This is a genomic window from Micromonospora sp. WMMD882 (assembly GCF_027497255.1).
Classification (GTDB): Bacteria; Actinomycetota; Actinomycetes; order Mycobacteriales; family Micromonosporaceae; genus Micromonospora.
This window is the reverse complement of record NZ_CP114903.1, coordinates 4,419,381-4,444,504: the sequence shown is the minus strand read 5'-3', so window position 1 is coordinate 4,444,504 and position 25,124 is coordinate 4,419,381. Positions and strand designations below refer to the sequence as shown.

At 72.5% G+C, this 25,124-nt stretch carries 21 protein-coding genes, 1 tRNA gene and 1 riboswitch; of the genes, 15 read left to right on the top strand and 7 right to left on the bottom strand.

Features of this window, described 5'->3' with window-relative positions:
• Positions 1-23 precede the first annotated feature (23 nt).
• The 3 genes from O7606_RS18820 to O7606_RS18810 form a co-directional block, all read right to left on the bottom strand.
• The gene (locus O7606_RS18820) at positions 24-827 is read right to left on the bottom strand and encodes a WecB/TagA/CpsF family glycosyltransferase (RefSeq protein ID WP_281595337.1); all 804 of its coding nucleotides are present in this window, start codon (positions 825-827) and stop codon (positions 24-26) included.
• Positions 824-1,897, bottom strand: a complete 1,074-nt coding sequence (locus O7606_RS18815; protein ID WP_281595336.1) for an NAD-dependent epimerase/dehydratase family protein — start codon at positions 1,895-1,897, stop codon at positions 824-826. The genes O7606_RS18820 and O7606_RS18815 overlap by 4 nt, the downstream gene beginning before the upstream one ends.
• Positions 1,898-2,006: 109 nt before the next feature.
• A tRNA-Leu gene (locus O7606_RS18810) sits at positions 2,007-2,092 on the bottom strand.
• Between the two features lie 211 nt (positions 2,093-2,303).
• Here O7606_RS18810 and O7606_RS18805 point away from each other — a divergent pair.
• Genes O7606_RS18805 through pknB form a run of 7 tightly spaced genes read left to right on the top strand, consistent with a single transcriptional unit; the run spans position 2,304 to position 11,330 of the window.
• Positions 2,304-3,092 (top strand): DUF3662 and FHA domain-containing protein, encoded by a 789-nt coding sequence (locus O7606_RS18805; RefSeq protein WP_119575106.1) that lies wholly within the window; start codon positions 2,304-2,306, stop codon positions 3,090-3,092.
• 6 nt (positions 3,093-3,098) lie between these two features.
• Positions 3,099-3,587, top strand: coding sequence for an FHA domain-containing protein (locus O7606_RS18800; protein WP_281595334.1), 489 nt, complete (start codon positions 3,099-3,101; stop codon positions 3,585-3,587).
• Complete coding sequence (locus O7606_RS18795; RefSeq protein ID WP_281595333.1) at positions 3,584-5,029, top strand: protein phosphatase 2C domain-containing protein; 1,446 nt, start codon at positions 3,584-3,586, stop codon at positions 5,027-5,029. The genes O7606_RS18800 and O7606_RS18795 overlap by 4 nt, the downstream gene beginning before the upstream one ends.
• Positions 5,030-5,057: 28 nt before the next feature.
• Positions 5,058-6,548, top strand: a complete 1,491-nt coding sequence (locus tag O7606_RS18790) for an FtsW/RodA/SpoVE family cell cycle protein (RefSeq protein WP_281595332.1) — start codon at positions 5,058-5,060, stop codon at positions 6,546-6,548.
• Positions 6,545-8,056, top strand: a complete 1,512-nt coding sequence (locus tag O7606_RS18785) for a penicillin-binding protein 2 (protein ID WP_281595331.1) — start codon at positions 6,545-6,547, stop codon at positions 8,054-8,056. Before O7606_RS18790 ends, O7606_RS18785 begins: the two co-directional genes overlap by 4 nt.
• 2 nt (positions 8,057-8,058) lie before the next feature.
• The gene (locus O7606_RS18780) at positions 8,059-9,501 is read left to right on the top strand and encodes a serine/threonine-protein kinase (protein WP_281599754.1); all 1,443 of its coding nucleotides are present in this window, start codon (positions 8,059-8,061) and stop codon (positions 9,499-9,501) included.
• Entirely contained in the window at positions 9,498-11,330 is a 1,833-nt protein-coding gene (gene pknB / locus O7606_RS18775) for a Stk1 family PASTA domain-containing Ser/Thr kinase (RefSeq protein ID WP_281595330.1), read from the top strand. The genes O7606_RS18780 and pknB overlap by 4 nt, the downstream gene beginning before the upstream one ends.
• A gap of 95 nt (positions 11,331-11,425) precedes the next feature.
• Here the strand turns inward: pknB and O7606_RS18770 are convergent, their stop codons facing one another.
• From O7606_RS18770 to O7606_RS18755, 4 genes are read right to left on the bottom strand one after another with little or no spacing between them, the layout of a single operon-like run.
• Complete coding sequence (locus O7606_RS18770; protein WP_281595328.1) at positions 11,426-12,076, bottom strand: aminodeoxychorismate/anthranilate synthase component II; 651 nt, start codon at positions 12,074-12,076, stop codon at positions 11,426-11,428.
• 4 nt (positions 12,077-12,080) lie between these two features.
• The gene (locus tag O7606_RS18765; protein WP_281595327.1) at positions 12,081-12,371 is read right to left on the bottom strand and encodes a hypothetical protein; all 291 of its coding nucleotides are present in this window, start codon (positions 12,369-12,371) and stop codon (positions 12,081-12,083) included.
• A 4-nt stretch (positions 12,372-12,375) separates the two neighbouring features.
• Positions 12,376-13,890, bottom strand: a complete 1,515-nt coding sequence (locus O7606_RS18760; RefSeq protein WP_281595326.1) for a class E sortase — start codon at positions 13,888-13,890, stop codon at positions 12,376-12,378.
• Between the two features lie 5 nt (positions 13,891-13,895).
• The gene (locus O7606_RS18755; protein WP_281595325.1) at positions 13,896-14,696 is read right to left on the bottom strand and encodes a DUF881 domain-containing protein; all 801 of its coding nucleotides are present in this window, start codon (positions 14,694-14,696) and stop codon (positions 13,896-13,898) included.
• Between the two features lie 217 nt (positions 14,697-14,913).
• Between O7606_RS18755 and O7606_RS18750 the strand changes: the two genes are divergently transcribed.
• From O7606_RS18750 to O7606_RS18715, 8 genes are all read left to right on the top strand, one after another.
• Positions 14,914-15,177, top strand: a complete 264-nt coding sequence (locus O7606_RS18750) for a cell division protein CrgA (RefSeq protein ID WP_281595324.1) — start codon at positions 14,914-14,916, stop codon at positions 15,175-15,177.
• A 267-nt stretch (positions 15,178-15,444) separates the two neighbouring features.
• Positions 15,445-17,640, top strand: coding sequence for a (Fe-S)-binding protein (locus O7606_RS18745; RefSeq protein ID WP_281595323.1), 2,196 nt, complete (start codon positions 15,445-15,447; stop codon positions 17,638-17,640).
• A 756-nt stretch (positions 17,641-18,396) separates the two neighbouring features.
• A complete protein-coding gene (locus O7606_RS18740; protein ID WP_281595322.1) occupies positions 18,397-19,722 on the top strand; it encodes a hemolysin family protein in 1,326 nt (441 codons plus the stop codon).
• Positions 19,715-20,758 (top strand): hemolysin family protein, encoded by a 1,044-nt coding sequence (locus tag O7606_RS18735; RefSeq protein ID WP_281595321.1) that lies wholly within the window; start codon positions 19,715-19,717, stop codon positions 20,756-20,758. Before O7606_RS18740 ends, O7606_RS18735 begins: the two co-directional genes overlap by 8 nt.
• Before the next feature lie 139 nt (positions 20,759-20,897).
• A complete protein-coding gene (locus O7606_RS18730) occupies positions 20,898-21,908 on the top strand; it encodes a C40 family peptidase (RefSeq protein ID WP_281599753.1) in 1,011 nt (336 codons plus the stop codon).
• Positions 21,909-22,147: 239 nt separating this feature from the next.
• A riboswitch (cyclic di-AMP (ydaO/yuaA leader) is annotated at positions 22,148-22,279 on the top strand.
• Between the two features lie 12 nt (positions 22,280-22,291).
• Positions 22,292-23,359 (top strand): C40 family peptidase, encoded by a 1,068-nt coding sequence (locus tag O7606_RS18725; protein WP_281595320.1) that lies wholly within the window; start codon positions 22,292-22,294, stop codon positions 23,357-23,359.
• An 87-nt stretch (positions 23,360-23,446) separates the two neighbouring features.
• Positions 23,447-24,013, top strand: coding sequence for an RNA polymerase sigma factor (locus tag O7606_RS18720; RefSeq protein ID WP_281595319.1), 567 nt, complete (start codon positions 23,447-23,449; stop codon positions 24,011-24,013).
• Positions 24,010-25,101, top strand: a complete 1,092-nt coding sequence (locus tag O7606_RS18715; protein ID WP_281595318.1) for a hypothetical protein — start codon at positions 24,010-24,012, stop codon at positions 25,099-25,101. Before O7606_RS18720 ends, O7606_RS18715 begins: the two co-directional genes overlap by 4 nt.
• Positions 25,102-25,124 lie beyond the last annotated feature (23 nt).

Here is a 25,124-nt window from a genome sequence, read left to right as displayed (position 1 = left end):
GGGGCCCCTTTCGCGTACCGGAATCAGACCGCGAAGCCGGACGGGCGGTCGGTGGCCGGCGCGGGCGGGCGGGCCTTCCACAGGCCGGTCTTCTGCGCGCCCAGCCGGGCCAGGTACGCCGGGTTGAGGATGACGTACCGCTTCCAGAGGCGCTTCGGCTCCAGGCCGAGCCGCCAGAACCATTCCAACCCGGCGCGCTGCATCCACGGCGGCGGGTTGCGCAGCAGCCCCGCGTGGTAGTCGAAGGCCGCGCCGACCGCCATCAACGGCATGTCCAGCAACGGGCGCATCGCGTACGTGAAGATCTCCTGCCGGGGGCAGCCCAACCCGACCAGGACGAGCCGGGCGCCGCTGGCCCGGATCCGGTCGGCGATCTCGGCGTCCTCGCCGGGCTGCGCCGCGCGGAACTTCGACGGCTCCACTCCGGCGATCTTGAGGGCCGGGAACATCCGCTCCAACGCCGGGATGAGCCGCCCCAGCGTCTCCTCGGTCGAGCCGTACAGGTAGACCGGCAGCCCCTCGTCGGCGAACCGGGCCAGCACCCGCAGGGTCAGCTCCGGCCCGTACACCCGGTCGGCGAGCCCGGCGGAGTGCAGCAGGTTGAGCGCCCAGCGCACCGGCTGGCCGTCCGGGGTGACCACGTCGAACGAGTTCAGCCGGGCGTTGTGCGCCGGGTCGAGGACACCTGTCATCACGCCGTGCACGGCCAGCGCGGTCAGCGCCAGCGGCCGGCGTTCCCGGGCGGCCCGGACCACCTCCTCGGTGGCCGAGGCGTAGTCGGTGGCGTCGACCAGGACGCCGAGGACGTTCCGCTTGCGCGCGGTCATGACTGCGGCACCCACTTCTCGACGTTGGCCTCGTGGATCTCCCGCAGGATCATCGGCACGTCGTAGATCTGCTTCCAGTCGGGGTAGTCCTGCTGGAACGCCTCGTTGGAGCCGATCCACCACTTGTGGTCGCCGATCCGGTTCGCCTCGACGTACTCGGTGATCATCTCCTGGCCGGTGATCTGCTCGGCCAGGGCGAACGCCTCCCGGTTCGAGGTGTTGGAGTGCCGTCCGCCACCGAGGTTGTAGACCGCCGCCGAGCGCGGGTTGCGGAAGAACGCCTCGAACGCGGACACCACGTCCGAGCTGTGGATGGCGTCCCGCACCTGCTTACCCTGGTAACCGAAGATCTTGTACGTCCGGCGCTCCATGTTGCAGCGCATCACGTACGCGAGGAAGCCGTGCAGCTCGGTCGCCGAGTGCGCCGGGCCGGTCAGCGTGCCGCCCCGGAAACAGGCGGTCTTCATGTCGAAGTAGCGGCCGTACTCCTGGACCATCACGTCGGCGGCGACCTTGGAGGCCCCGAAGACCGAGTGCAGGCAGGCGTCGATCGACATGTCCTCCCGGATGCCCTGCTCGTACGGGTGGCCCGGCGCGATCTCCCAGCGGGTCTCCCGCTCCACCAGGGGCAGGCTGTTCGGCCGGTCGCCGTAGACCTTGTTGGTCGAGCAGTGGATCACCGCCGCGTCGACGCAGTGCTCGCGGACGTTCTGGAGCACGTTGAGCGTGCCGGCCGCGTTGACGTCGAAGTCGGTGAACGGGTCACGGACCGCCCAGTCGTGGGACGGCTGCGCGGCGGTGTGGACCACCACGGCGACGTCGCGGCCGTACCGCCGGAACAGCTTGGCCAGCGCCTCCCGGTCGCGGATGTCGATGCCGTGGTGCGCGTACGCCGCGCCCAGCTCGTCGGTGAGCCGGCGCACGTTCCACGCGGTGGACGCCTCCGCGCCGAAGAACTCCTGCCGCATGTCGTTGTCGATGCCGACCACGTCGAGGCCCAGGCCGGCGAAGTGCCGGGCCGCCTCCGAGCCGATCAGACCGCCCGAGCCGGTCACCACCGCGACACTCACATGCCACTCCAGGAGTCGTAGGGGGCAGGAAACCACCGGAGCATAACGTGACGATCCGCGCGATCCGCCAACGCATCGAGGGCCCCGCTGCTGCGGAGCCCTCGGCTTGTGGTGGGGAAGGGGGGAGTTGAACCCCCACGCCCTTTCGGGCACACGGACCTGAACCGTGCGCGTCTGCCATTCCGCCACTTCCCCGTGGCATGACCTGGATCACCCTAATGCGTGCCGCCCTCGCTGTCGCCAGTGGGGGTGGCCCGGACATCGTACGTGCTCCCGGCCCTCGCCGCGATCGGTTACCGTTCGTGGCGGGGAGAAGAGTAGCACGACCGTAAGGGCCCGTCGGAACGGGCCGACAGCAGGCGGCCGAGCGGCGTGTGAGCTGCGCGAGCGACGGCCGGATACCATCATGTCCTCGGGACCCGAGGAGGAGCCGGTGAGCGTGCTGCAACGCTTCGAGAAGCGTCTGGAAGGCCTGGTCGAGGGAGCCTTCGCCAAGGTCTTCAAAGGGGTGGTCCACCCCGTGGAGATCCTCAACGCCATGCAGCGGGAGGCTGAGGCGCACAAGGCCATCCTGGCCGGCGGGCGCACCCTGGTGCCGAACCGCTACGTGATCGATCTCTCGCCGTACGACCACAGCCGGCTGGCGCCGTACGCCGCCGCGCTCGCCCAGGAGCTGGCCCAGTCGCAGGCCGAGTTCATCGGCGAGCAGGCGTGGACGGTGTACGGCGACGTGATCGTCGAGATCGAGCGGGGCGAGGGGCTGGACACCGGCATGTTCCGGGTCACCGCCGAGGTCTACACCGGTGGCGAGGTCGCCCCGGTGTCGGCGCCCGGCTACGACGCCGGCCCGCCCGGATACCCGTCCTACGACCAGGGCGGCGGCTACGGCCCACCCCCCGGCCACGGCGGCGGGCGCAACGTCCGGCTGGTCTCCGGCGACGGCCGCACCTACCCGCTCCAGATGGGCTCGACGGTGATCGGCCGGGGCGACCAGGCGAACCTGCGGCTGCCCGACGTCGGCATCTCCCGGCGACACGCCCGGCTCGACTTCGACGGCGGCCAGGTCGTGCTGACCGACCTCGGCTCGACCAACGGCACCATGGTCAACGGCCAGCGGGTGTCCGCCGTCGCGCTGAACCCGGGCGACATGATCCAGCTCGGCACCACCACCCTGACCTTCCGCGTGGACGGCTGACCCGAGTTGCCGGAACTGGTCATCACCGTCGCCCGGTTCGGGTTCCTCATCCTGCTGTGGATCTTCGTCTTCACGGTGGTGGGGGTGATCCGGCGCGACCTCTTCGCGGGGGCCCGCTCGGGCCGGCTCGTCGCCGCGCCCCGCGCCGTGGGCGCGTCCACCGGCCAGCCGGCGGCGAAACCGGCGAAGGCCAAGCGCGGCCGGGCCGCCCACCAGCTCGTGGTCACCGCCGGGCAGCTCGCCGGCACCCGGATCACCCTCGGGGAAGCGCCGATCACCATCGGCCGGGCGGAGGATTCGACGCTGGTCATCACCGACGACTACGCGTCCGCGCGGCACGCCCGGCTGCTGCCCCGCGACGGCCAGTGGTTCGTGGAGGACCTCGGCTCGACTAACGGCACCTACCTGGACCGCGCTAAGGTCACCGGACCAACCCCCGTCCCCCTCGGCGTGCCGATCCGGATCGGCCGCACCTCTCTCGAATTACGGCCATGACTCTGACCCTGCGCTATGCGGCCCACAGCGACCGCGGTCTGATCCGAGACGGTAACCAGGATTCCGTCTACGCCGGACCGCGGCTTCTCGCCGTCGCTGACGGCATGGGCGGCATGGCCGCCGGTGACGTCGCCAGCAACATCGTCATCGGTGCCATGGCACCGCTCGACGAGGACGTCCCGGGGGACGCGCTCGTCGACGCGCTGCGCCAGGCCGTGGACACCGCCAACCAGCAGCTCCGCGACACGGTGGACGCCAACCCCCAGTTGGAGGGGATGGGCACCACGCTCACCGCGATCCTCTTCTCCGGCACCAAGCTCGGCATGGTGCACATCGGCGACTCCCGCGCGTACCTCCTCCGCAACGGTGATTTCGCCCAGGTCACCAAGGACGACACCTACGTCCAGATGCTTGTCGACGAGGGTCGGATCAGCGCCGAGGAGGCCAGCAGCCACCCCCAGCGCTCGCTGCTCACTCGGGCGCTCGACGGCCGCGACATCGACCCGGAGTACAGCGTCCGCCAGGTGCTCCCCGGCGACCGCTACCTCATCTGCAGCGACGGACTCTCCGGGGTGGTCAGCGCGGAGACCATCGCGGACTCCATGCGGGAGTACACCGACCCCCAGCAGTGCGTGGAGCGGCTGGTCCAGCTCGCGCTGCGCGGCGGCGGGCCGGACAACATCACCGTGATCATCGCGGACGCCACCGACCACGACATCGTCGAGGCGAGCCCGATCGTCGGCGGCGCCGCCGCCCGGGACCGCGGCATGGCCACCTCGGCCGACGTCTCCACGCCCGCGGCCCGCGCCTCGGCGCTCTCCGCCCCCCGGCCGCCGGCGCCCGAGGAGCCGGCCGCCAACCGCGACGACGAGCCGGAACGCCGCCGGCGCCGGCCGGTCCGCACGGCGGCCCTGCTGGTCGTGCTGCTCGCCCTGCTCGGCGGCGGCCTCTACGCCGGCTACACGTACACCCAGCGGCAGTACTACGTCGGGGCCACCGACGACGGTCAGCTCGCGGTGTTCCAGGGCGTGCCGGGTCAGATCGCCGGGCTGGACCTCTCCAACGTCCACGCCACCAGCCCGGCCAGCCTGGACGATCTGACCCTCGCCGCGCAGGAGCGGGTCAAGCAGGGCATCCAGGCCAAGAGCCAGTCGGACGCCACCCGTCGGCTGGCCGAGCTGACCGACGACGACCCGACGAACCCGAACCTCAAGCCGATCTGCCCGCCGGTTCCCACCGCCGCGCCGACCTCCGTACCCGCCACGCCGCCCGGCGCGGTCGGGTCGCCGACGCCGTCCGGCGTGGCCCCGGGCAGCCCGCGCGCCACCGTCCGGCCCACCGCGCCGGTCAGCCCGTCGCCGGGCGTCTCCCCGACCCCCGAAGCCCTGCCCACCGACACGGTTCCGCCGGGCGAGCCGGCGGGCTGCCGGTCTCCCGAGTGAGCGCCGGCCCGACCCCGAGGATCCGACCGTGACCGCCCAGGCCACTCCGGCAGTCTCGCCCGGCACGACGGGCGAGCAGCCCGGCGTACGCCTGGCCCGGTCCCGGCGCAACGCGGAGCTGTCGCTGCTCGCGCTGGCCATGGCCATGGTCGCCGCGTACGGCGCGACGGTAGAGGCGAACGTGCTGGACACGGTGACCGGCGACTTCTGGGTGCCGGCGGTCGCGCTCACCGTCGTCTTCGTCGGCCTGCACGTGGTGATCCGCTACTTCGCGCCGTTCGCCGACCCGGCCCTGCTGCCGGCGGTGGCGCTGCTCAACGGGATCGGCGTCGGCTTCCTGCGCCGCCTCGACCTGGCCGACGCGGCCCCCGCCGAGCGGGCCGACCTGGCCATCTTCGCCGGCACCGGCGGCCGGCAACTGGCCTGGACGCTGGCGTCGGTGATCCTGGCCGCCGCGCTGCTGGTGATCATGCGGGACCACCGGGCGGTCTCCCGGTACGCGTACACGCTCGGGCTCGCCGGCATCGTGCTGGTGATGATCCCGGCCGTGCTGCCCGGCCGGTTCTCCGAGATCAACGGCGCCAAGCTGTGGATCCGGATCGGCAGCTTCTCCATCCAGCCCGGTGAGTTCGCCAAGCTCGCCCTGCTGGTCTTCTTCGCGTACTACCTGGTCCGCAAGCGGGAGGTGCTGTCGCTGGCCAGCCGGCGCTTCCTCGGCGTCGACCTCCCCCGGGGCCGGGATCTCGGCCCGGTGGTCGTGGTCTGGCTGATCAGCCTCATGGTGCTGGTCTTCGAGAAGGACCTGGGCACCTCGCTGCTGTACTTCGGCATGTTCGTGGTGACGCTCTACATCGCCACCGAGCGGGTCAGTTGGCTGCTGATCGGTCTGGTGCTGTTCTTCGGCGGCGCCTACCTGGCCTACCTGCTGGGCAGCACCGTCGGCGGCCCGTTCGCCAACTTCTACCTGCGGGCCGAGATCTGGCTGGACCCGTTCGGCGACCCGCTGGCCGACGGCTACCAGCTCGTGCAGGGGCTGCTCGCGCTCGGCACCGGCGGCCTGTTCGGGGCCGGGCCGGGCGGCGGCGCGCCGGACGTGCTGCCCGAGGTGCAGAACGACTTCATCTTCGCCGGCATCGGCGAGGAGATCGGCCTGTTCGGTCTCTCCGCGCTGCTGGTGGTCTACCTGCTGATCGTCCAGCGCGGTCTGCGGGCCGCCCTCACCGTGCGGGACTCGTTCGGCAAGCTGCTCGCCGGTGGTCTCGCCTTCACCCTCGGCCTCCAGGTCTTCGTGATCGTCGGCGGGATCAGCGGCCTGATCCCGCTCACCGGCCAGACCACCCCGTTCCTCTCCGCCGGCGGCTCGTCGCTGATGGCGAACTGGCTGCTGGTCGCCACCCTGCTGCGGATCTCCGACGCCGGACGGCGACCGGCCGGCGTCGGCGGCAACCCGGGCAGCCGCCCCGGTGGCGGCCCGCCCGAGCAGTTGCACGGCGCCCCTACGGAGGTGATCCGCCCGTGAACGCACCGCTCCGCCGGGTCGGCGTGGTCGTGATGGTCCTGTTCGGCCTGCTCTTCCTCAACCTGAACTGGATCCAGGGCTACAAGGCCGACGAGTACCGCACCAGCGACTACAACGGCCGGGTCCAGGTCGCCGAGTACGAGCGCAGGCGCGGCAACATCGAGGCCGGCGGCACCCCGGTGGCTACCAGCAAGGAGACCGACGGCACGCTGAAGTACCTGCGCAGCTACCCGGCCGGTCCGAAGTACGCGCACGTGCTGGGCTACAAGCCGGTCAACCTCGGGGACACCGGCATCGAGCGGGTCGAGAACGACTTCCTCGCCGGCACCAGCGACCAGCTCTTCGCCGACCGGTTCCGGGACATGCTCCGGCTCACCGGTGAGCCCTCCGGCGGCGGCAACGTGCTGCTCACCATCTCCAAGCGCGCCCAGGACACCGCGTACGAGCAGTTGACCGAGAACCGCGAGGGCGTGGCCAAGGGCGCGGCCGTCGCCATCGACCCGCGCACCGGCGCGGTGCAGGCGCTGGTCTCGATGCCCAGCTACGACCCGAACCCGCTGGCCAGCCACGACACCCGGGCGGCCTCGGCGGCGTACAACAAGCTGGAGGGCGATCCGAACGGGCCGCTGAAGAACCGGGCGCTGGGCGAGACGCTGCCGCCCGGCTCGACTTTCAAGATCGTGGTCGCCGCCGCCGCCCTGGAGAACGGCGTCACCCCGGAGACCGCCATCCCGGCCGGGTCGAGCTACACCGCGCCCACCTCCGGCACACCGATCCGCAACGCCGCCCCGTCGATCTGCCCGGAGGACGAGGTGACCCTGGACAACGCCGTCACCGAGTCCTGCAACACCGGGTTCGCTCAGCTCGGCGTGCGGTTCGGGGCGTCGACGATCAAGGAGAAGGCCCGGCAGTTCGGCTTCGAGCAGGAGGACCTGACCGTCGGCCACCTCGACGAGCGCGGGCTGCCGGTGGCCGCCAGCCGGACCGGTGACATGCAGAACCCGGACGGCAGCGACAACCAGGCCGGACTGGCCCAGTCGTCGATCGGCCAGTTCGACGTCCGGATGACCCCGCTGCAGGGCGCGCTGATCGCCGCCACGGTGGCGAACAACGGTACCCAGATGCGGCCGTACCTGGTGCGGCAGTTGCTCGGCCCGGACCGGACGACCAGCTACTACACCGCCGACCCGAAACAACTCCGGCAGCCGGTCAGCAGCCAGGTGGCCGCCGACCTGCGCGAGATGATGACCCACGTGGTCACCGACGGCACCGGCGGCAACGCCCGGATCAGCGGCTACACCGTCGGCGGCAAGACCGGCACCGCCCAGGCCGGCGAGGGCACCGAGGACCACGGCTGGTTCATCGGTTTCGCGCTCGACAAGAACGGCAACCCGGTGTCGGCGGTGTGCGTGCTGCTGGAGTCGGCCGGCTCCGGCGGCAGCGCCGAGGCGGCCCGGATCGCCGGGCAGATCATGCGGGCCGCGATCGCGGACTCCGGAGGGCGGTGACCATGCTCAGCCCCGGCGTCCAGCTCGGTAACCGCTACCGCCTCGACGAGCGGATCGCCAGCGGTGGCATGGGTGACGTCTGGCGCGGCACCGACCAGGTGCTCGGCCGGGTCGTCGCGGTCAAGAGCCTGCTCCCGGCGCTGCTCGACGAGCCCGGGTTCGCCGAACGGTTCCGTGGCGAGGCGCGGACCATGGCGACCATCAACCACCCGGGCGTGGTCGACATCTACGACTTCGGCAACGACCAGCAGATCGCGTTCCTGATCATGGAGTACGTCGAGGGGGACGCCCTCTCGTCGACCCTGGGCCGGGTCGGCCGGCTCACCCCGGCCCGGACGATGGCGCTGGTCGCCCAGGCGGCGGAGGCGCTGCACGCCGCGCACGCCAAGGGCATCGTGCACCGCGACGTGAAGCCCGGTAACCTCCTGGTCCGACCGAACGGCACGCTGGTGCTCACCGACTTCGGCATCGCCCGCTCCGACCTGGTCGGCCAGCTCACCGCCGCCGGCTCGGTGCTCGGCACCGCCTCGTACATCTCACCGGAGCAGGCGGCCGGCGCGGTGGCCACCCCCGCGTCGGACGTCTACGCCCTCGGGGTGGTCGCCTACCAGTGCCTGGCCGGCCGCCGCCCGTTCGAGGGGGACAACCCCCTCGAAATCGCCATGCGGCACGTACGGGACGCCCCGCCGCCGCTGCCCGGGGACATCCCGCCCCCCGTCCGGGCGCTCGTCGACCGGGCGCTCGCCAAGGACCCGGCGGCCCGCTGGCCCACCGCCGCCGCGCTCGCCGGGGCGGCCCGACAGATCAAGGCCGCCCTGAACCACCAGCGCCGACCGGGCGGCGGCGTCCGGCAGGTCAGCGCCGCGCCGGCCTCGCCGGCCATGCCGCCGGCCCGGGCCCAGGTCCGCCCGCCGCAACGGCAGCAGCCCCGGCCACCTGTCGTACCGCAGCAGCAGCCCCGGCCGCCGGCCCCGGCCCGACCGGCCGCCCCGGCCCCGGTGTCCCCGCCGCGTCCCGTGCCGGCTGTCCAGCCCCGCCCGATGGCGCAGCCCCGCCCGGCCGCCCAGCCGCCGATCCACCAGCGCCCGCCGATGGCCCCGCCCGGCTACCCGCGCGGGGCCGCGAGCGTGCCGGCGGCCCCGATGCGGCAGGACCGCCCCATCGGGTACGCTCGCCAGCCCGGCCCGCCGCCCGCGCCGCCCGCGTCCGGCGTGAGCGCCCGCACGGTGCTGGCCGTCATCGCGCTCGCCGTGCTGGTCCTGGTCTGTTCCGGCGTGATTACCTACAGCATGCAGGACGGCGGCGGAACGCGTTCGATGGGCGTGATGTCCGACGTGGCGACGGTCGGCGGGGGTGACGGCGGTACCGGGTCGTCGTACCGTCGGATAGGGCTGCCCGTGCCGGGCGGCGACGAGACGACGAGCGAAGGACGACAGACGCGATGACTGCGCAGGCCCGCCTGCTGGGTGGCAGGTACCAGGTCGGCGAGCTCCTCGGCTACGGCGGTATGGCCGAGGTGCACCGCGGTCGTGACCTGAGGCTCGGCCGGGACGTGGCGATCAAGATGCTCCGGGCCGACCTGGCCCGCGACGCCACCTTCCAGATGCGGTTCCGTCGCGAGGCGCAGAACGCCGCCTCGCTCAACCACCCCGCGATCGTCGCCGTCTACGACACCGGCGAGGAGACCGCGCCGACCGGCGAGACGCTCCCGTTCATCGTCATGGAGTTCGTCAACGGGCGCACCCTGAAAGAGGTCCTCGGCGCGGAGGGCCGGCTCCAGCCCCGCCGGGCGCTGGAGATCACCGCCGACATGTGCGCGGCGCTGGAGTTCAGCCACCGGCACGGCATCATCCACCGGGACATCAAGCCCGGCAACGTGATGCTCACCCTGACCGGGCAGGTCAAGGTGATGGACTTCGGCATCGCCCGCGCGCTGGCCAGCGGCGCGACCACGATGACGCAGACCAGCGCGGTCATCGGCACCGCCCAGTACCTCTCCCCCGAGCAGGCCCGGGGCGAGGCGGTCGACGCCCGCTCCGACGTCTACGCCGCCGGTTGCGTGCTGTTCGAGCTGCTCTGCGGGCATCCCCCGTTCGTCGGCGACAGCCCGGTCAGCGTGGCCTACCAGCACGTCCGGGAGGCGCCGCCGACGCCCAGCGACATCAACCCGGACGTCACCCCGTCGATCGACGCGATCGTGCTCAAGGCGCTGTCGAAGAACCCGCTCAACCGCTACCAGAGCGCCGGGGAGATGCGCGCCGACCTGCTGCGGGCCGCCGCCGGCCGTCCGGTGGCGGCCACCCCGGTGCTGCGCGAGGACGAGACGGTGGCGATGGGGCCGGCGCCGGCCGCGGCGGCCTTCCCGGCCGCTGCCGCCGGCCCGCAGACCCGGCAGCAGGGGCCGGCCCGGGTCGGTGACCCCCGCCGGCGACGCGCCTCGTCCTGGGTCATCGCCACCCTCGCCGGCCTCGGCGTCCTCGCGGTGATCGCCCTGGTCGCCGGGCTGCTGCTCAACCAGAGCGGGGAGGAGAGCGTCCCGGTGCCGCAGGTGCTGGGCGAGACCCGGCAGGCCGCCGAGGCGAAACTCACCGCCGCCAGGCTCACCGTGCAGATCGGCGACCCGGTGCTGGACACCGAGTGCCGGGAGGGCACCGTCGCCCGGCAGAGCCCAGAGGGCGGGACCCGGCTCAACCCCAACGAGACGGTCACCCTCCAGATCTGCGACGGCAAGCCGCCGGTGAAGATCCCCGCCGGCCTGGTCGACTCCCAGTACGAGAACGTGAAGGCCCAGCTCGAAGCGCTCGGGCTCACCGTGGAGAAGAAGGACGTCAACAGCGGCAAGACCGAGGGCCTGGTGACGAAGGTGACCCCGGCGTCCGGCCAGACTGTCGAGTCCGGCAGCAAGGTCGTCGTCGAGGTCTCCCGGGGCAACCTCCGCGAGGTGCCGGACGTGGTCGGCGAGAGCCAGGAGGACGCCACCGAGGAGCTGCGGAAGGCCGGCTACAAGGTCAACGTCCGCAAGGGCGAGGAGGTGCCGGCCGACGAGGCGGGCGAGGTCACCGGTCAGGACCCCCGGGGTGGCGCCTCACTGGCGGTGGGCGAGACGGTGACCATCACGGTCAGCCAGCCGGAACCCGAGCCGGACCCGACCGAATCGCCCGAGCCGCCCATGCCGACCACGCCCACCCCCACGCCGAGCGACGGCGGCGGTGGCGGTGGCGGAGTGCCGTTCCCGACGCTGCCGCCCCGCGACGACGTCAACCGGCTGCGCTGACGAACCTTCGGCGGTCCGTGCGCCGGCAGGGACCGGTCGGGCCGGCCCGAACCGGGGCGGCCAGCCCGGCTGGGCGTGACCGGGTCGAGGGCCCGTCAGGTGGTGACGAAGGCCGCCAACCGGCGGGCGTCCACCTCGGCGGCCAACTCCGGCGCGCGGTCGAGCGCCGCCCGGAACCCGCAGGCGGCCAGCCAGTTGGCCAGCATCAGATGACCACCCTCGGTCAACACGGACTCCGGGTGGAACTGCACGCCCTCGATCGGCAGGGTGCGGTGCCGCATCGCCATCACCACGCCGGAGCCGGTCCAGCCGGTCACCTCCAGCTCCTCCGGCAGGGTCTCCGGCAGCACCGCCAGCGAGTGGTAGCGGGTCGCCGTGAACGGGTCGGGCAGACCGGCCAGCACACCCGTCGAGGAATGCCGGACCTGCGAGGTCTTGCCGTGCAGCAGCTCCGGAGCACGGGCCACGGTGGCCCCGAACGCCTCGCCGATCGCCTGGTGGCCGAGGCACACCCCGAAGATCGGCAGCTCGCCGCCGTACCGGTGGACGACGTCCAGACAGATGCCGGCCCGGTCGGGGCTGCCCGGCCCGGGGGAGAGCAGCACACCGGCCGCGCCGAGCCGGCCGACCTCGTCGACGCTGATCTCGTCGTTACGCCGGACGTCGCAGTCCACGCCGAGCTGGCCGAGATACTGGACCAGGTTGAAGACGAACGAGTCGTAGTTGTCGATCACCAGTACGCGCATCGACTCACCTCTGCGGGGAGGGGGGCGGGGTGTTGTTCTGGTCGGTGTCGTACGGCAGATCGTGCTCGTCGCCGGCCGGCTGGTCGCCGGCGCCGGGGCCGGAGTCGCCACCGGCCGGGCCGCCCGGGCTGTCGACGTTCTGGGTGACCTGCACGTCGTCGAACGGGAGCAACGGCTCGGCCCAGGGGAAGACGACGTACCAGAGCAGAGCGACCATCGCCGAGGCGAGCAGCACCGAACCGGCCAGCTTGCCGGGCAGACCGAAGGGCAGCTTCCGCCAGATCCACGCGTACACCGGGTCAGCCTCCCAGCTCGGCCGGTCGACCCGCCGACTTGGCCTGGGTACGGTTCAGCTCGGCGTGGATGATCAGGCGTTGGTAGTTGTCGAACTTCGGATTGCAGGTGGTCAGGGTGAGCATCCGCCTGCTCGGCTTGGCCCCGGGCCGCCCGGGGACCGGGGCGACCACCTCGACCTGGGACGGCTTGACGATCCGGGACTCCGAGACGTGGTACACGTACCACTCGTTCTTGCCCTCGACCACGATGGCGTCGCCGTCGGCCAGCTCGTCCAACCGCCAGAAGGTGGCCCGGTTACGGTGCCCGGCGACCGAGAAGTTGCCCACCTCACCCGGCATGGCGCTGGTCGGGTAGTGGCCCGGGGCGTACCGGATGTCCTTCTGGGTGACGCCCTCGACCACCACCCAGCTCTTGTCGAGCTTGGGGATGTAGAGGCCGGCGATCGGCTTGCCGCCAGGCGGGGCCTTCGGACCGGGGGGCGGGCTCGCCGACGGGGCGACCGTGGGGTCGCCGCTGGGGCCCCAGGCCTGCTCCAACTGCTGGCTGAGGTCGTCCTGGTGGGCGTCGACGATCGCCGACTTGCCCCACACCTCGTACCCGGCGAACAGCAGCACCACCAGGCCGAAGGTGATCAGCAGCTCGCCGCCGACGCGGATGCCGGTGCGCAGCCGGGACCAGAAGGTGGGACGGGTCAGCTCCGAGTAGACGCTCCGGTAGCCCTCGCCGGTCTGCTCCGGGCGCAACTGCACCACCCGCTCACCGCGCCGGGGCACGGGCGGGGCGTCGGTCAGGCCCCGGTCGCCCGCCGGCTCGTCGTCGCGGGCCGGCAGCCGCGGAACGGCGCCCATCAGGGCGGTCGAGTCGAGGCCGGGGGCTTCCGGCGGCGGCCCGGCCATGGGCGCGGCGGCCGTCGGCCCGGCCATGGGCGCGGCGGCCGTCGGTCCGGTCATGGGCGCGGCGGCCGTCGGCCGGTCGGCCGGCTGGCGCGGTCGGTCACCGCTCACCGCCGGGATCAGCGCCGTCGAGTCGTCGTCGCGGGTCCCGACCGTGGCGATGACCACGGTCGGCCCCTCCACGCCGCCGCCGGGACGCTGGCCGGCGGGGCCGGCGGTGGGTCGTTCACCGCCCGGGCTGACAGTGGGACGCTGGTCGGGAGCCGGTGTCGGCGGTGGGGGGGTGGTCGTCCTGGCGCCGCCACCGGTGTTCCGCCCCGGACCGTCGCCGGTCGGGCTACCGGGCCAGCGGGGCGGGGCGCCGGCATCCGACAGGTTGCCGGGCCAGCGGGGCGGCCCGGCGGGCGGAGCGGTGCGCCGAGGCGGAACCGGGGCCGGCCACGGGCCGCGGGAGGCCGGCGACGACTGGGGCGGCGTACCCGGCCGGATCACCGGCGGCGTGCAAGGTCGGTCCGACGGCGGCGGGCCCGGCCGGTCCGACGAGGGGAGGAAGTCCGTGGGGCCGTCCGTGTCGTCGGCGCGGTGCCGCCGGCCGGAGCCGCCGGCACGCCAGTCGTCGGACATACCCGTCACCTCGGCACCTTCGCCGAGCGGAGCGCCGTCGAACCCTCGAACGCCGGCACGGTGACCGTGGAGACGGTCTCGCGGTAGCCGAGCTGGTAGTGGTCGACCGCGTCCTTGAACAACCGGACTCCCTTGGAGTTGGCGAGGGCCCGCTGGAGGGCGTCCGCATCGCCGATTGCTACGATCTTGAACGGTGGGGAGTACACCCGGCCGTGCAGCAGCAGGGTGTTACCCACGCAGCGTACCGCGCTGGTGGTCAGCACACGGACGTTCATGATTGACATCGCCTCCGCGCCGCCCGCCCAGAGCGCGTTGACCACCGCCTGGACGTCCCCCTGGTGGACGACCAGGTCGTCGTTGCTCGCCCCTTCGGGCAGGGTCTCCAGCCGGCGGGCGTCGTCCAGCTCCACGGTCACCCCGGCGCCGGTGAGCGCGGTGAACCCGGCCGCCTGCCGGTTGGCCGCCGCCCGGCCCTGCTCGTCGGCGATCGGCTGGTCGGTGCCGGCGAGCTCCTCCGTCCGCCGTTCCACGTCGGCCCGCAGCTCCGCCGCCCGGTCCTCGCTGGCCGCCACCCGGTCCCGGGCGCCGTCGATCAACTGGGTGAGCTGGGGCCGGCGGTCCTCGCGCAGCGCGGTGCCCCCGGCGGTGGTGGCGGTGGTGGTGAAGAGCAGCCCGGCCGCGGCGGCGATCAGCGGTACGCCGACCGACCAGCCCGGCCGGCGCTGCCGTGGCCGGCGGGGCAGCAGCCCGACGACGGCCCGCCGGAGCGCCTTCTGCCAGGACGCGGCGCCGGATGTGTACTCCACAGAGCGCTCCTTCCCCCGGTGTCCACCCGTCAGAACAGGTTCGGCACCGGACCAGTTCCGCTCTTTTCGGTCACTGCGCGCATCCGGTCCGCCTCATTCATGGCCTGAACGGGTCATCGGGACTACGCTAGCTGTCGAACATTATTGGCCATGGACCGTCGCCCTCGCGCCCGGTTGTCAGGCCGGACGAGGTCGTAACCCCTCTGGAGAGAGCGTCGTGCCCAAGTCACAGGTCCGCAAGAAGAAGGTGTACACCCCGCCGACGGATGTCCGTCCGACGGCCTCGGCGGCGACGCGTAAGCCCAGCCCGGTCTGGCTGCCGATCCTGGCGGTCTCGCTGATCGCGGCCGGCATCGCCTGGCTGGTCGTGTACTACCTCTCAGAGCAGGCGTACCCGGTCGCCGCGTGGGGCTACTGGAACCTCGCCGTCGGTTTCGGGGCCATGGTCGCCTCCCTGATCGTGCTCTCCCGCTGGCGCTGAGTCCGGCCCGGGCCGCGACGCGTCCCCCTGACCAGCGCTGATCCGTTGCTTCGCCCTAAGGTGTGTGCTCAGGGCGGCGCGGCCCGGTGCGAGGTTCCTCACGTTACTCCTGAGTAACCCTGCGCGTAGGCTGCACTGCATGACCGAGCGGAGCGAGGTCATCGACCGGCCAGGGCCGGGCGTCGCGGCGGGCAGCCGGCCGGGGCGTCATCCCGGCCGCGGTCGCCGGACGGCTCGCAGGGCAGCAGAGGCGGGGAGGCCAACGCTATGGGCAGCGTCCAGATCGTCACCACGATCCTCGCCGCAGCCATCACCGTCCTGGCGGTGTGGGTGGCGGCGCAGGCGGTGCTACGCATCGTGGCAGTCGTCCGGCTCGGTCAACCGGACCCGGGACGCTCCGGTGACCCGGTCGCCCGGACGAAGACGATGCTGGCCGAGACGGCCGGCCACACCCGGATGCTCCGCTGGAGCGTCGTCGGCGCGGCGCACTGGTTCGTCATGGTCGGCTTCGTCGTCCTGTCGCTGCTGGTGCTGGAGGCGTACTTCGAGGTCGTCTCGACCACCGGCGGTCTGCCGCTGATCGGCGGCTGGACGGTCTACGGGCTGGTCACCGAGCTGATCGGCGTGCTCGGGGTGGCGGGCATCGTGGTGCTGATCGCGATCCGGATCCGCAACCGGCCGGGCCGCCCGGGCGGGCGCTCCCGGTTCACCGGCTCCACGATGTGGCAGGGGTACTTCGTCGAGGCGGTCGTGCTGGCCGTGCTCGTCATGGGTTTCGTGATCCGGGGCTTCAAGGTCGCCACCGACCACTTCGAGTACCCGCTCTGGGCCACCCCGGTCAGCCACGCGGTCGGCTCGCTGCTGCCCGCCTGGGAGTCCGGGGTCAGCGTCGCCGCCCTCGTCAAGATCCTGATCTCGATGACCTGGCTCATCGTGATCGGGCTCAACGTGACCATGGGCGTGGCCTGGCACCGCTTCCTGGCCTTCTTCAACATCTACTTCAAGCGGGACCCGGGTCGGGCCGGCTCCGGTCTGGGCGCGCTGCGCCCGATGACCAGCAACGGCAAGCCGCTCGACTTCGAGGAGGCCGACCCGGAGACCGACCAGTTCGGCGTCGCCCAGGTCGAGCAGTTCACCTGGAAGGGCCTGCTGGACTTCAGCACCTGCACCGAGTGCGGACGCTGCCAGTCGCAGTGCCCGGCCTGGAACACCGGCAAGCCGCTGTCGCCGAAGCTGCTGGTGCTCAGCCTGCGTGACCACGCGTACGCGAAGGCCCCTTACCTGCTGGCCGGCGGCGGCAAGGACCTCACCGGTGAGGAGAAGGCCACCGCCGCGCAGCTCGCCCACGTGGACGTGCTCGCCCTCGCCGAGGCGGAGAAGCCGCTGATCGGTGACGCCGAGGCCGGCGGGATCATCGACCCGGACGTGCTGTGGTCCTGCACCACCTGCGGCGCCTGTGTCGAGCAGTGCCCGGTCGACATCGAGCACGTCGACCACATCGTCGATATGCGCCGTTACCAGGTGCTCATCGAGTCGAGCTTCCCGTCCGAGGCCGGCGTGATGCTGCGCAACCTGGAGAACAAGGGCAACCCGTGGGGCGCGCCGCAGAACACCCGGGAGGACTGGACCAAGGGTCTCGACTTCGAGGTTCCCCGGGTCGGCGAGGTCGACGACTTCGAGTACCTCTTCTGGGTCGGCTGCGCCGGCGCGTTCGAGGACCGGGCCAAGAAGACCACCCGGGCCGTCGCCACGCTGCTGAACGAGGCCGGTGTCTCCTTCGCCATCCTCGGCGAGGGTGAGACCTGCACCGGTGACCCGGCCCGTCGGATCGGCAACGAGTTCGTCTTCCAGATGCTCGCCCAGCAGAACGTGGAGACCCTCAACGAGGCGTTCGAGGGCCGGGAGAAGACCAAGCGCAAGATCGTCGCCACCTGCCCGCACTGCTTCAACACCCTCGGCAACGAGTACGGGCAGCTCGGCGGCGAGTTCGAGGTGGTGCACCACACCCAGCTCCTGGCCCACCTGGTGAGCACCGGCAAGCTCACCCCCGTCCAGCCGGTCGACGGCGGGGTCACCTACCACGACCCCTGCTACCTGGGCCGGCACAACCGGGTCTTCGCCCCGCCGCGTGAGGTGCTCGGCTCGTCCGCCCAGGACGCGGTGATCGAGATGCCCCGCAACAGCGAGCGTTCCTTCTGCTGCGGAGCCGGTGGGGCCCGGATGTGGATGGAGGAGCGGATCGGCAAGCGGATCAACGTCGACCGGGTCGAGGAGGCCATGTCGACCGGCGCGAAGACCATCGCGGTCGGCTGCCCGTTCTGCTCGACCATGCTCAACGACGGGGTCAACGGCAAGGAGGCCGGCGAGCAGGTCGAGGTGGTCGACGTGGCAAGCGTGCTGCTCCGCTCGATGAAGCCGGCCCAGCCCCGCGACGACCAGGAGTCCGCCCCGGTCGCCGGCTGAACCCCGCTGAACCTCGCTGAACCCGGCGCGGCCGGCGCGTCCCAAGCCGGTGACTGCTCGACTGCGGCGGCGGTTCGGTTCGGCGGCGGTGGGTTCCGGCGGTGCCGCGTCGGCCATCAGCGCCGGGCGGTAGGTGTGGCGGACAACCGCTGTCGAGCTGCCCCGTCCGTGCTGACGGGCCCCGCGGGGGTGCTGCCGCCCCTGGTGGTCCCTGTTGGTCGGTGGGGGTCACGTCCGTGGTGGTTCGTGGTGGTTCCGGGCTCCGCGGAGGTGCTCCCCGTGAGGTTGGTGCGGGGTCCGTGGTGGTGGTGGGTCGTGAGCGCTCTAGAGCTGCCCCGTCTGCGCTACCGGCGAGCGACTCGGTAGCACAAACGGGGCAGCTCTAGAGGAAGTTCGGGGCAGGTAGGGTCTGGGCATCCTCGACGACGGTGACCAGGGGACGCGCCTGCGCCACGTGGGCATGTTCGCCGCTACGCCGGTGCTGTGGACGGCCACGTCGGGTCGCCGCCGCCCGAGATGACCGTCCTGGTCGGTGGCGTGCGGGCAGCCGTGGCAGGAGGAGACGCCCCGACACCCTGGCGCGGCAGCACCCGGACCCGGCACGGGGACGGGCCACCACCCACCACCCACCACCCACCACCCACCGGGCGGCGGGCGGGGCGCAGTCGGGCAGCCGACGCTTTTGCGTACTCGTGCGACAGCGGTCCGTCATGGGAGAATCCGCGTCGAGGTGGATCGATCATCGACGGTTTACTCGTGACCACACTGCTGCCGCTGGTCGGCTTCCTGCTGCTGACCGTGGGCAACGCGTTCTTCGTCGCGGCCGAGTTCGCCCTGGTCACCGTTGACCGGGCGGAGATCGACCGCCGCGCGGACGCCGGGGACGGCCGGGCCGGCACGGTCCGGCGGGCGCTGCGCGAGCTCTCCTTCCAGCTTTCCGGCGCCCAGCTCGGCATCACCATCACCGCGCTGCTCACCGGCTACCTCGCCGAACCCGCGCTGGCCCGGCTCGTCGCCCCGGTGCTGCGTCCGGTCACCGGGGCGGCCACCGACCGGTTCACCCCGTTGCTCGCCCTGGCGCTGGCGACCCTGGTCTCCATGCTGGTCGGCGAGTTGATCCCGAAGAACGCGGCGTTGGCCCGGCCGATGCCCGTCGCGTTGACCACCGCCGCCGGGATGCGGGCCTTCTCCCGGACGTTGGGCTGGTTGATCCGGGCCCTGAACGGGTCGGCCAACTGGCTGGTCCGCCGGGTGGGGGTGGAGCCACAGGAGGAGCTGGCCAGCGCCCGTTCCCCGGAGGAGCTGGGACTGCTGGCCGTCATCTCGGCGCGGGCCGGCGCGCTGCCGCCGGAGACGGCGATGTTGATGCGGCGCACCATCCGGTTCGCCGACAAGCGGGCCGCGGCGGCGATGACCCCCCGGGTCGACGTGGTCGCCCTGCGGACCACCGCCACGGTCGCCGAGCTGCTCGCCCTGGCCCAGCGGACCGGGCGGACCCGTTTCCCGGTGTACGAGGAGACGCTCGACCTAGTCATCGGCGTGGCGGGGGTGCCGGACGCGCTCGGGGTGCCGCTGGTCCACCGGGCGGTCACCACCGTCGGGCAGGTGGCCCGCGAGCCGGTGTACGTGCCGGAGAGCCTGGACCTCGACAGCGTCCTGGCCGCGTTGACGGCCGCCGGGGCCGACCTGGCGATCGTGGTCGACGAGTACGGCGGCACCGACGGGGTGGTGACCGTCGAGGACCTGGTGGAGGAGCTGGTCGGGGAGATCGCCGACGAGTTCGACCCGGCTGCGGGGCCGTACGTGGGGGTGGTGGGGGCGACGGCGCCGGGCGGGGAGCGGACCGCCCTGGTGGACGGTGTGCTCCGCTCCGACGAGCTGGCCGAGCAGACCGGCTTCCGGCTGCCCGAGGGTCCGTACGAGACGCTCGGGGGGTTTCTGATGGCCCGGCTCGGCCGGATCCCGGCGGCCGGCGAGACGGTGGCCGAGAGCGGCTACGAGTTCACCGTGGTGGAGGTCGAGCGGCACCGCGTCGAACAGGTGCGGGTGGTCTGCCCCGAGGAGGCCGGCGACCGTGGCTGAGCTGCTGATCGGCGTGGCCCTGCTGCTCGGCAACGGGTTCTTCGTGGGCAGTGAGTTCGCCCTGATCGCCTCTCGCCGTACCGTGATCGAGCCGTTGGCCGCGACCTCGAAGCGGGCCCGGTGGGCGTTGTCGGCGATGAACCAGATCCCGTTGATGATCGCCGGCGCGCAGCTCGGCATCACGGTCTGCTCGCTGGGTCTCGGCGCGATCGCCGAGCCGGCGCTGGCCCACCTGCTGGAGCCGGTGTTCCACGCGGCCGGGTTGCCCGACAGGGCGATCCACCCGGTGGCGTTCGTGCTGGCCCTCGGCGTGGTGGTGTTCCTGCACACGGTGGTCGGCGAGATGGTGCCGAAGAACATCACCCTGGCCGGGCCGGAGCCGTCGGCGCTCTGGTTGGGGCCGGCGATGCTGGCGTTCTGCGTCGCCACGAAGCCGCTGCTGCTGGCGATGAAGTGGGCGTCCCGGCGGGTGCTGCGGTTCTGGCGGATCGAGGCGACGGACGCGGTGAAGACCGTGTTCACCGCGGAGGAGCTGGCCGCGCTGGTGTCGCAGGCGCGTACCGAGGGGCTGCTCGGGTCGGAGGAGCACGCCCGGATCACCGGCGCGCTGGCCCTGCACACCCGGACGGCCGGAGACGCGCTGCAACCGTGGTCCACGGTGACGACGGTGGCCGACGACGTCTCACCGGCCGCGTTGGAGGTGCTGGCCACCCGGACGGGGCGGTCCCGGTTCCCGGTGGTGCAGCGGGCCACCCGCCGGGTGCTCGGCTTCGTCCACGTCAAGGACGTGCTCGGGTACGCGGGAGCGAGCCGCCGGGCACCGGTGCCGGCCGAGGTGTACCGGCCGCTGGCCGTGGTGCCGCCGGACCGTACGCTTGCCGATCTGCTGCTGGCGATGCGGCGTGAGCGACGGCACATGGTCCTGGTGAGCGACGGTCGGCGTCCACTCGGGGTGGTGACCCTGGACGACGTGCTGACCGCCATCGTGGGGCGTGGTTCGGCCACGGTGGGTGGTCGGCCGGTAGGCCGGGGGTGATGTGAGTACCCCTCGCCTTGATATCGCTTCGTCGCCTCTCTAATGTGGGGCTCCGGCCGCTGTGGATCGTCTGCCCCGCCCAGCTTCTTCCCCTCGCGGGGCGCCCGGTGGTCCTGCTCGCCAAAGGAGTTCGGTGCCGGTGGCAGCCCTGCCCGCTCAGCGTCACGCGCCGGATCGGCTCCCCACCCACCCGGGTGGGCTGCGCCGGTTCGCACGACACCTGGTCACCCTGGCCGCCGCCGCCGTGGTCGGCGCCGGCCTGCTCGCCGCTCCCGCCCACGCCGCGCCCACTCCGGAGGAGATCGAGGCGCAGATCGACAAGCAGTGGGAGCAGCTCGAACCCACCATCGAGAAGTACAACGACGTCCGCAGCCAGCTCAAGGTCAACCGGAAGAAGTCGGCCGAGCTGGAGAAGAAGATCGAGCCGCTCGCCCTGCAGAGCGACATGGCGATGAACCGGGTCGGCGCGCTCGCCTCCCAGCACTACATGACCGGCCCGTCGGCCGAGATCGGCGCGCTGCTGGTCAACGCCAAGCCGGGCACGCTGGCCGAGCAGATCGGCATGCTCGACCGGCTCGCCGCCCACCAGCGCAAGGAGCTGGAGGGGGTGCTGGCCATCCAGGCCCGCTACACCGCCGAGAAGGAGAAGCTCGACGCGCTGATCACCGCCCAGACCAAGCAGGAGAAGGAGCTGGCGGAGAAGAAGGTCAAGATCGACGCCGAGATCAAGCGGCTCCGGGCGTCCATGCCGAAGTCCGTGGTGAGCGCCCCCGGCTGCCCGATGATCAAGGGCGTGATCAGCGCCGCCGCCAACACCGCGATCAGGACGGCCTGCGCCCAGGTCGGCGACCCGTACGTCTGGGGGGCCACCGGGCCGAACGCGTTCGACTGCTCCGGGCTCACCCAGTACGCCTACCGGGCGGCCGGGATCAGCCTGACCCACTTCACCGGCGCGCAGTGGCGGGAGACCAAGGCGATCAGCCGTTCCGAGGCCCGCCCCGGCGACCTGGTGTTCTTCTTCAGCGACCTGCACCACGTCGGGCTCTACCTGGGCAACAGCATCATGGTGCACGCGCCCCGGGCCGGTAAGCCGGTGCAGGTGGCCAGCATCAACCACATGCCGGTCGCCGGGTTCCGCCGCCCGTACTGACCGCAGGCGCGTACCAGCAGCAACTCGGAGGTCCCCGGCCATCGGCCGGGGACCTCTCCGTATCGCGGAACGATCGCCGTGATTTCCGGTTACTGTCGGATATCGGCAGGTCACCGATTGGCCGGGTTCGTTGCGGAACCACGACGCCCGTACCTATCGTCGGCAGTTGCCGAGCCGGTGACAGCCGCCAATCGGGGCGACTACGGCCCGGCACCGCCGAGTCGCATCGAGATCACCACCCGAGAGAGTCGCCACAGCAGAGCGAGCCGGGGACCCACCGAGCACCATCGGGGTGAATCCGCATCGCGGTAGGGCGCCCCCTTCCCGCCCGAACCCGTCAGCTAACCCGGTAGGCGGTCGAGGAAGAAGGAGTACGGAGCCCGGTGGCACACCATGCCCCGCGGCCGACGTCCGTCCGACCGGCCCCGGCCGACCGGACGGCGGCTGCGCCGCGCCCATGCTGGTCCCGCTGCACCACCACCGTAGTCATCGCCCTCGCCGGAGTCGCCGTCGTCACCGTCGGCGTCGTCCCGGCCCACGCCAGTCCACCGACGGCGCCGCCGGCCGCGCTCTCGATCGACGAGATCGAACGCCGGATCGACCGCGAGTGGAACACTCTGGAACCGGTCATCGAACAGCACAACGCCACCCGCCAGGCGCTGGCCGGCAAACGCCGGCAGGCGGCGGCGCTGGCCGCCCGCATCGAGCCGCTGAAACGCCAGGTCGACCAGGCGATGAGTCAGGTCGACGTGCTCGCGGTACGGGCGTACAAGGGCGAGAGCGCCTCCGCCCTGAACGTGATGCTCACCAGCCGGTCGCCGGCCCTGGTCGCCGACCATCTCGAAGTGCTCGACCAGTTCGCCCGCCGCCGGCAGGCGAAGATCCGGCACGTGGTCGAGCTGCGGGATCAGCTCACCGCCCGCAAGGCGCCGCTGGACCGGCTGATCGTCCAGCTCAGCGGGGTCGAGAAACACCTGGACGCCAAACGCCGTCAGATCGACGGCTCCATCGCCCACCTGCAGAAACTGCGCCTCAAGGCGTACGGCGGCAGCGCGGGCGGCGCGGCGCGACCGGTCCCCTGCCCGACGGCGTACGTCGGCGGGGCCGGCGGGCGGGCGGCCACGTTCGCCTGCGCCCAGCTCGGCAAGCCGTACGTCTGGGGGGCCGAGGGTCCCGACGCGTACGACTGTTCGGGGCTGACGCTGGCCGCGTGGTCCCGGGCCGGGGTGCGGCTGCCGCACAACGCCGCCCAGCAGCGGCGGGTGACGGCCCGGGTGGACCGGAGCGACCTGCGCCCCGGTGACCTGGTGTTCTACTACGCCGACCTGCACCACGTCGGCATGTACGTCGGCGGCGGGTGGATCGTGCACGCGTCCCGCGCCGGAGCGCCGATCAAGATGAAACGGGTCGACGACGGCCCGGTGCACAGCTTCGGTCGTCCCGCCGGGTGACGGTTGCGGGTCCCCGGCGCGTTTCGCGCCGGGGACCCGTCCCGTCCGGGCTGTCACGATGGACGCCCGACCGGACATGGAGTAGGCGTGGCTTCCGGAACCGAGCACGAGGACCGCTTCCGACGCGTCTACGCGGCCAACTTCGAGCCGCTGCTGGCGTACGCCCTGCGGCGCGTGCAGCAACCCGAGGACGCGGCCGACGTGGTCGCCGACACCTTCCTGGTCGCCTGGCGGCGCAGCCGGGACGTGCCACCCGAGGCGGAGGCGCGACTGTGGCTGTACGGGGTGGCCCGACGGGTGCTGGCCAACCACCACCGCGCCGGGGCGCGCCGGGAGCGGCTGGGTGACCGGCTGCGGCAACGGCTGCGGGGCGGTGCCGGCGTCGACCCGGGCAGCGAGGTGCCGGAACGGCTCACCGTCCGGGCCGCGCTGGCCCGGCTCGGTGAGCTGGACCGGGAGGTGCTGATGCTGACCTTCTGGGAGGGCCTGGAGCCCCGCGAGGCGGCGGTGGTGCTCGGCGTCAGCGCGGCGGCGGTCCGGACCCGGTTGTCCCGCGCCCGGGCCCGGCTGCGGGATCTCGTCGGTGACGATCCGGGACCGCCCGGACATGTACTCGACGTCATGGCCGCACGCGCCGCGGAGGAGGGCCGATGACCCACGACCACCTGGACCGGACGATCCGGGACGCCGACCCGTACCGACCGGGGACCATCAGCCACCTCGACGGGGCCGCGCAGAACCTCCTGGAGGAGATCATGTCCGTGCCGACGCTCGAACCCGTCGCCGGCCCGCCGGCCGAACGTCGCCGCCCGCGCCGCCGCTTCCTGCCGGGTCGACTCGCCGTCGCCGGCGTCGCGGCGGCCGTCCTCGCCGGTCTGCTGGGCGTCTCGCTGCTGGTCGAACCGCCGGGCGAGCCGGGGGCACCGCCGATCGCCACCGAGACGACGGATCCGGCGACGGGCCCGGCCAGGTATTCGGCGATGGTGCTCAAGGCGGCCGAGGAGAACCCGCGGCTGCTGATCGACGAGCCCGGCTGGCAGGTCACCACCGTCTACGGGTTCGCGGAGCAGGAAGGCACCATCGCGTTCGGCAAGGGCGGCCGGACGCTGGAGATGAACTGGTACCCGGCCGCCCGGTACGACCTCTACCGCGCGGACCGGCTGCACGTCAGCAAGCCGGAGCAGGTGAGCGTGAACGGCTGGCCGGGCGACCTGTTCCGGTACAGCGCCAGCGACTTCGCGGTCATGCTCCGCCCCCGCGACGGCTCCTTCGTGGAGCTGCGTACCAGCGGTGCCTGGAGCCGGACGGATTTCGACAAGGTGCTCGCGAGCGTGGTCCGGGTCGACGCCCGGAGTTGGTTGGCCGCGCTGCCGCCGCACGTCGTCACCCCGGAGACGGTCGACGAGCGGGCCGCGGAGATCCTCGCCGACGTGCCGCTGCCGCCCGGCTTCGACCCCGGCAAGCTGACCATGCCGGGGGCCAACGACACCTACCAGTTCGGCGTCGAGGTGATCGGGCGGGTCGGCTGCGGCTGGATCGCCGAGTGGCTGCGCGCGAAGGAGGCCGGCGACGACGCCGCCGCCCGCCGGGCCGTCGACGCGCTGAACGGCAGCCGGAAGTGGAAGGTGCTGCGCCAGATGGACGTCGAGGGCGACTGGCCCGAGGTGTTCTGGGAGACCACCGACAGGGTGGCCGCCGGCCGCGCGCCCGACCGGTACCAGGAGGCGCTGGGCTGCGATTAGCCACCGTGCGTCCGGGGGGCGTT

Coding starts and splice junctions, on each gene's coding strand:
- O7606_RS18770 (WP_281595328.1), bottom strand. CDS start 12,076: ATGCGCGTACTGGTGATCGACAACTACGACTCGTTCGTCTTCAACCTG.
- O7606_RS18780 (WP_281599754.1), top strand. CDS start 8,059: ATGCTCAGCCCCGGCGTCCAGCTCGGTAACCGCTACCGCCTCGACGAG.
- O7606_RS18820 (WP_281595337.1), bottom strand. CDS start 827: ATGACCGCGCGCAAGCGGAACGTCCTCGGCGTCCTGGTCGACGCCACC.
- pknB (WP_281595330.1), top strand. CDS start 9,498: ATGACTGCGCAGGCCCGCCTGCTGGGTGGCAGGTACCAGGTCGGCGAG.
- O7606_RS18805 (WP_119575106.1), top strand. CDS start 2,304: ATGTCCTCGGGACCCGAGGAGGAGCCGGTGAGCGTGCTGCAACGCTTC.
- O7606_RS18715 (WP_281595318.1), top strand. CDS start 24,010: ATGACCCACGACCACCTGGACCGGACGATCCGGGACGCCGACCCGTAC.
- O7606_RS18760 (WP_281595326.1), bottom strand. CDS start 13,890: ATGTCCGACGACTGGCGTGCCGGCGGCTCCGGCCGGCGGCACCGCGCC.
- O7606_RS18795 (WP_281595333.1), top strand. CDS start 3,584: ATGACTCTGACCCTGCGCTATGCGGCCCACAGCGACCGCGGTCTGATC.
- O7606_RS18745 (WP_281595323.1), top strand. CDS start 15,445: ATGGGCAGCGTCCAGATCGTCACCACGATCCTCGCCGCAGCCATCACC.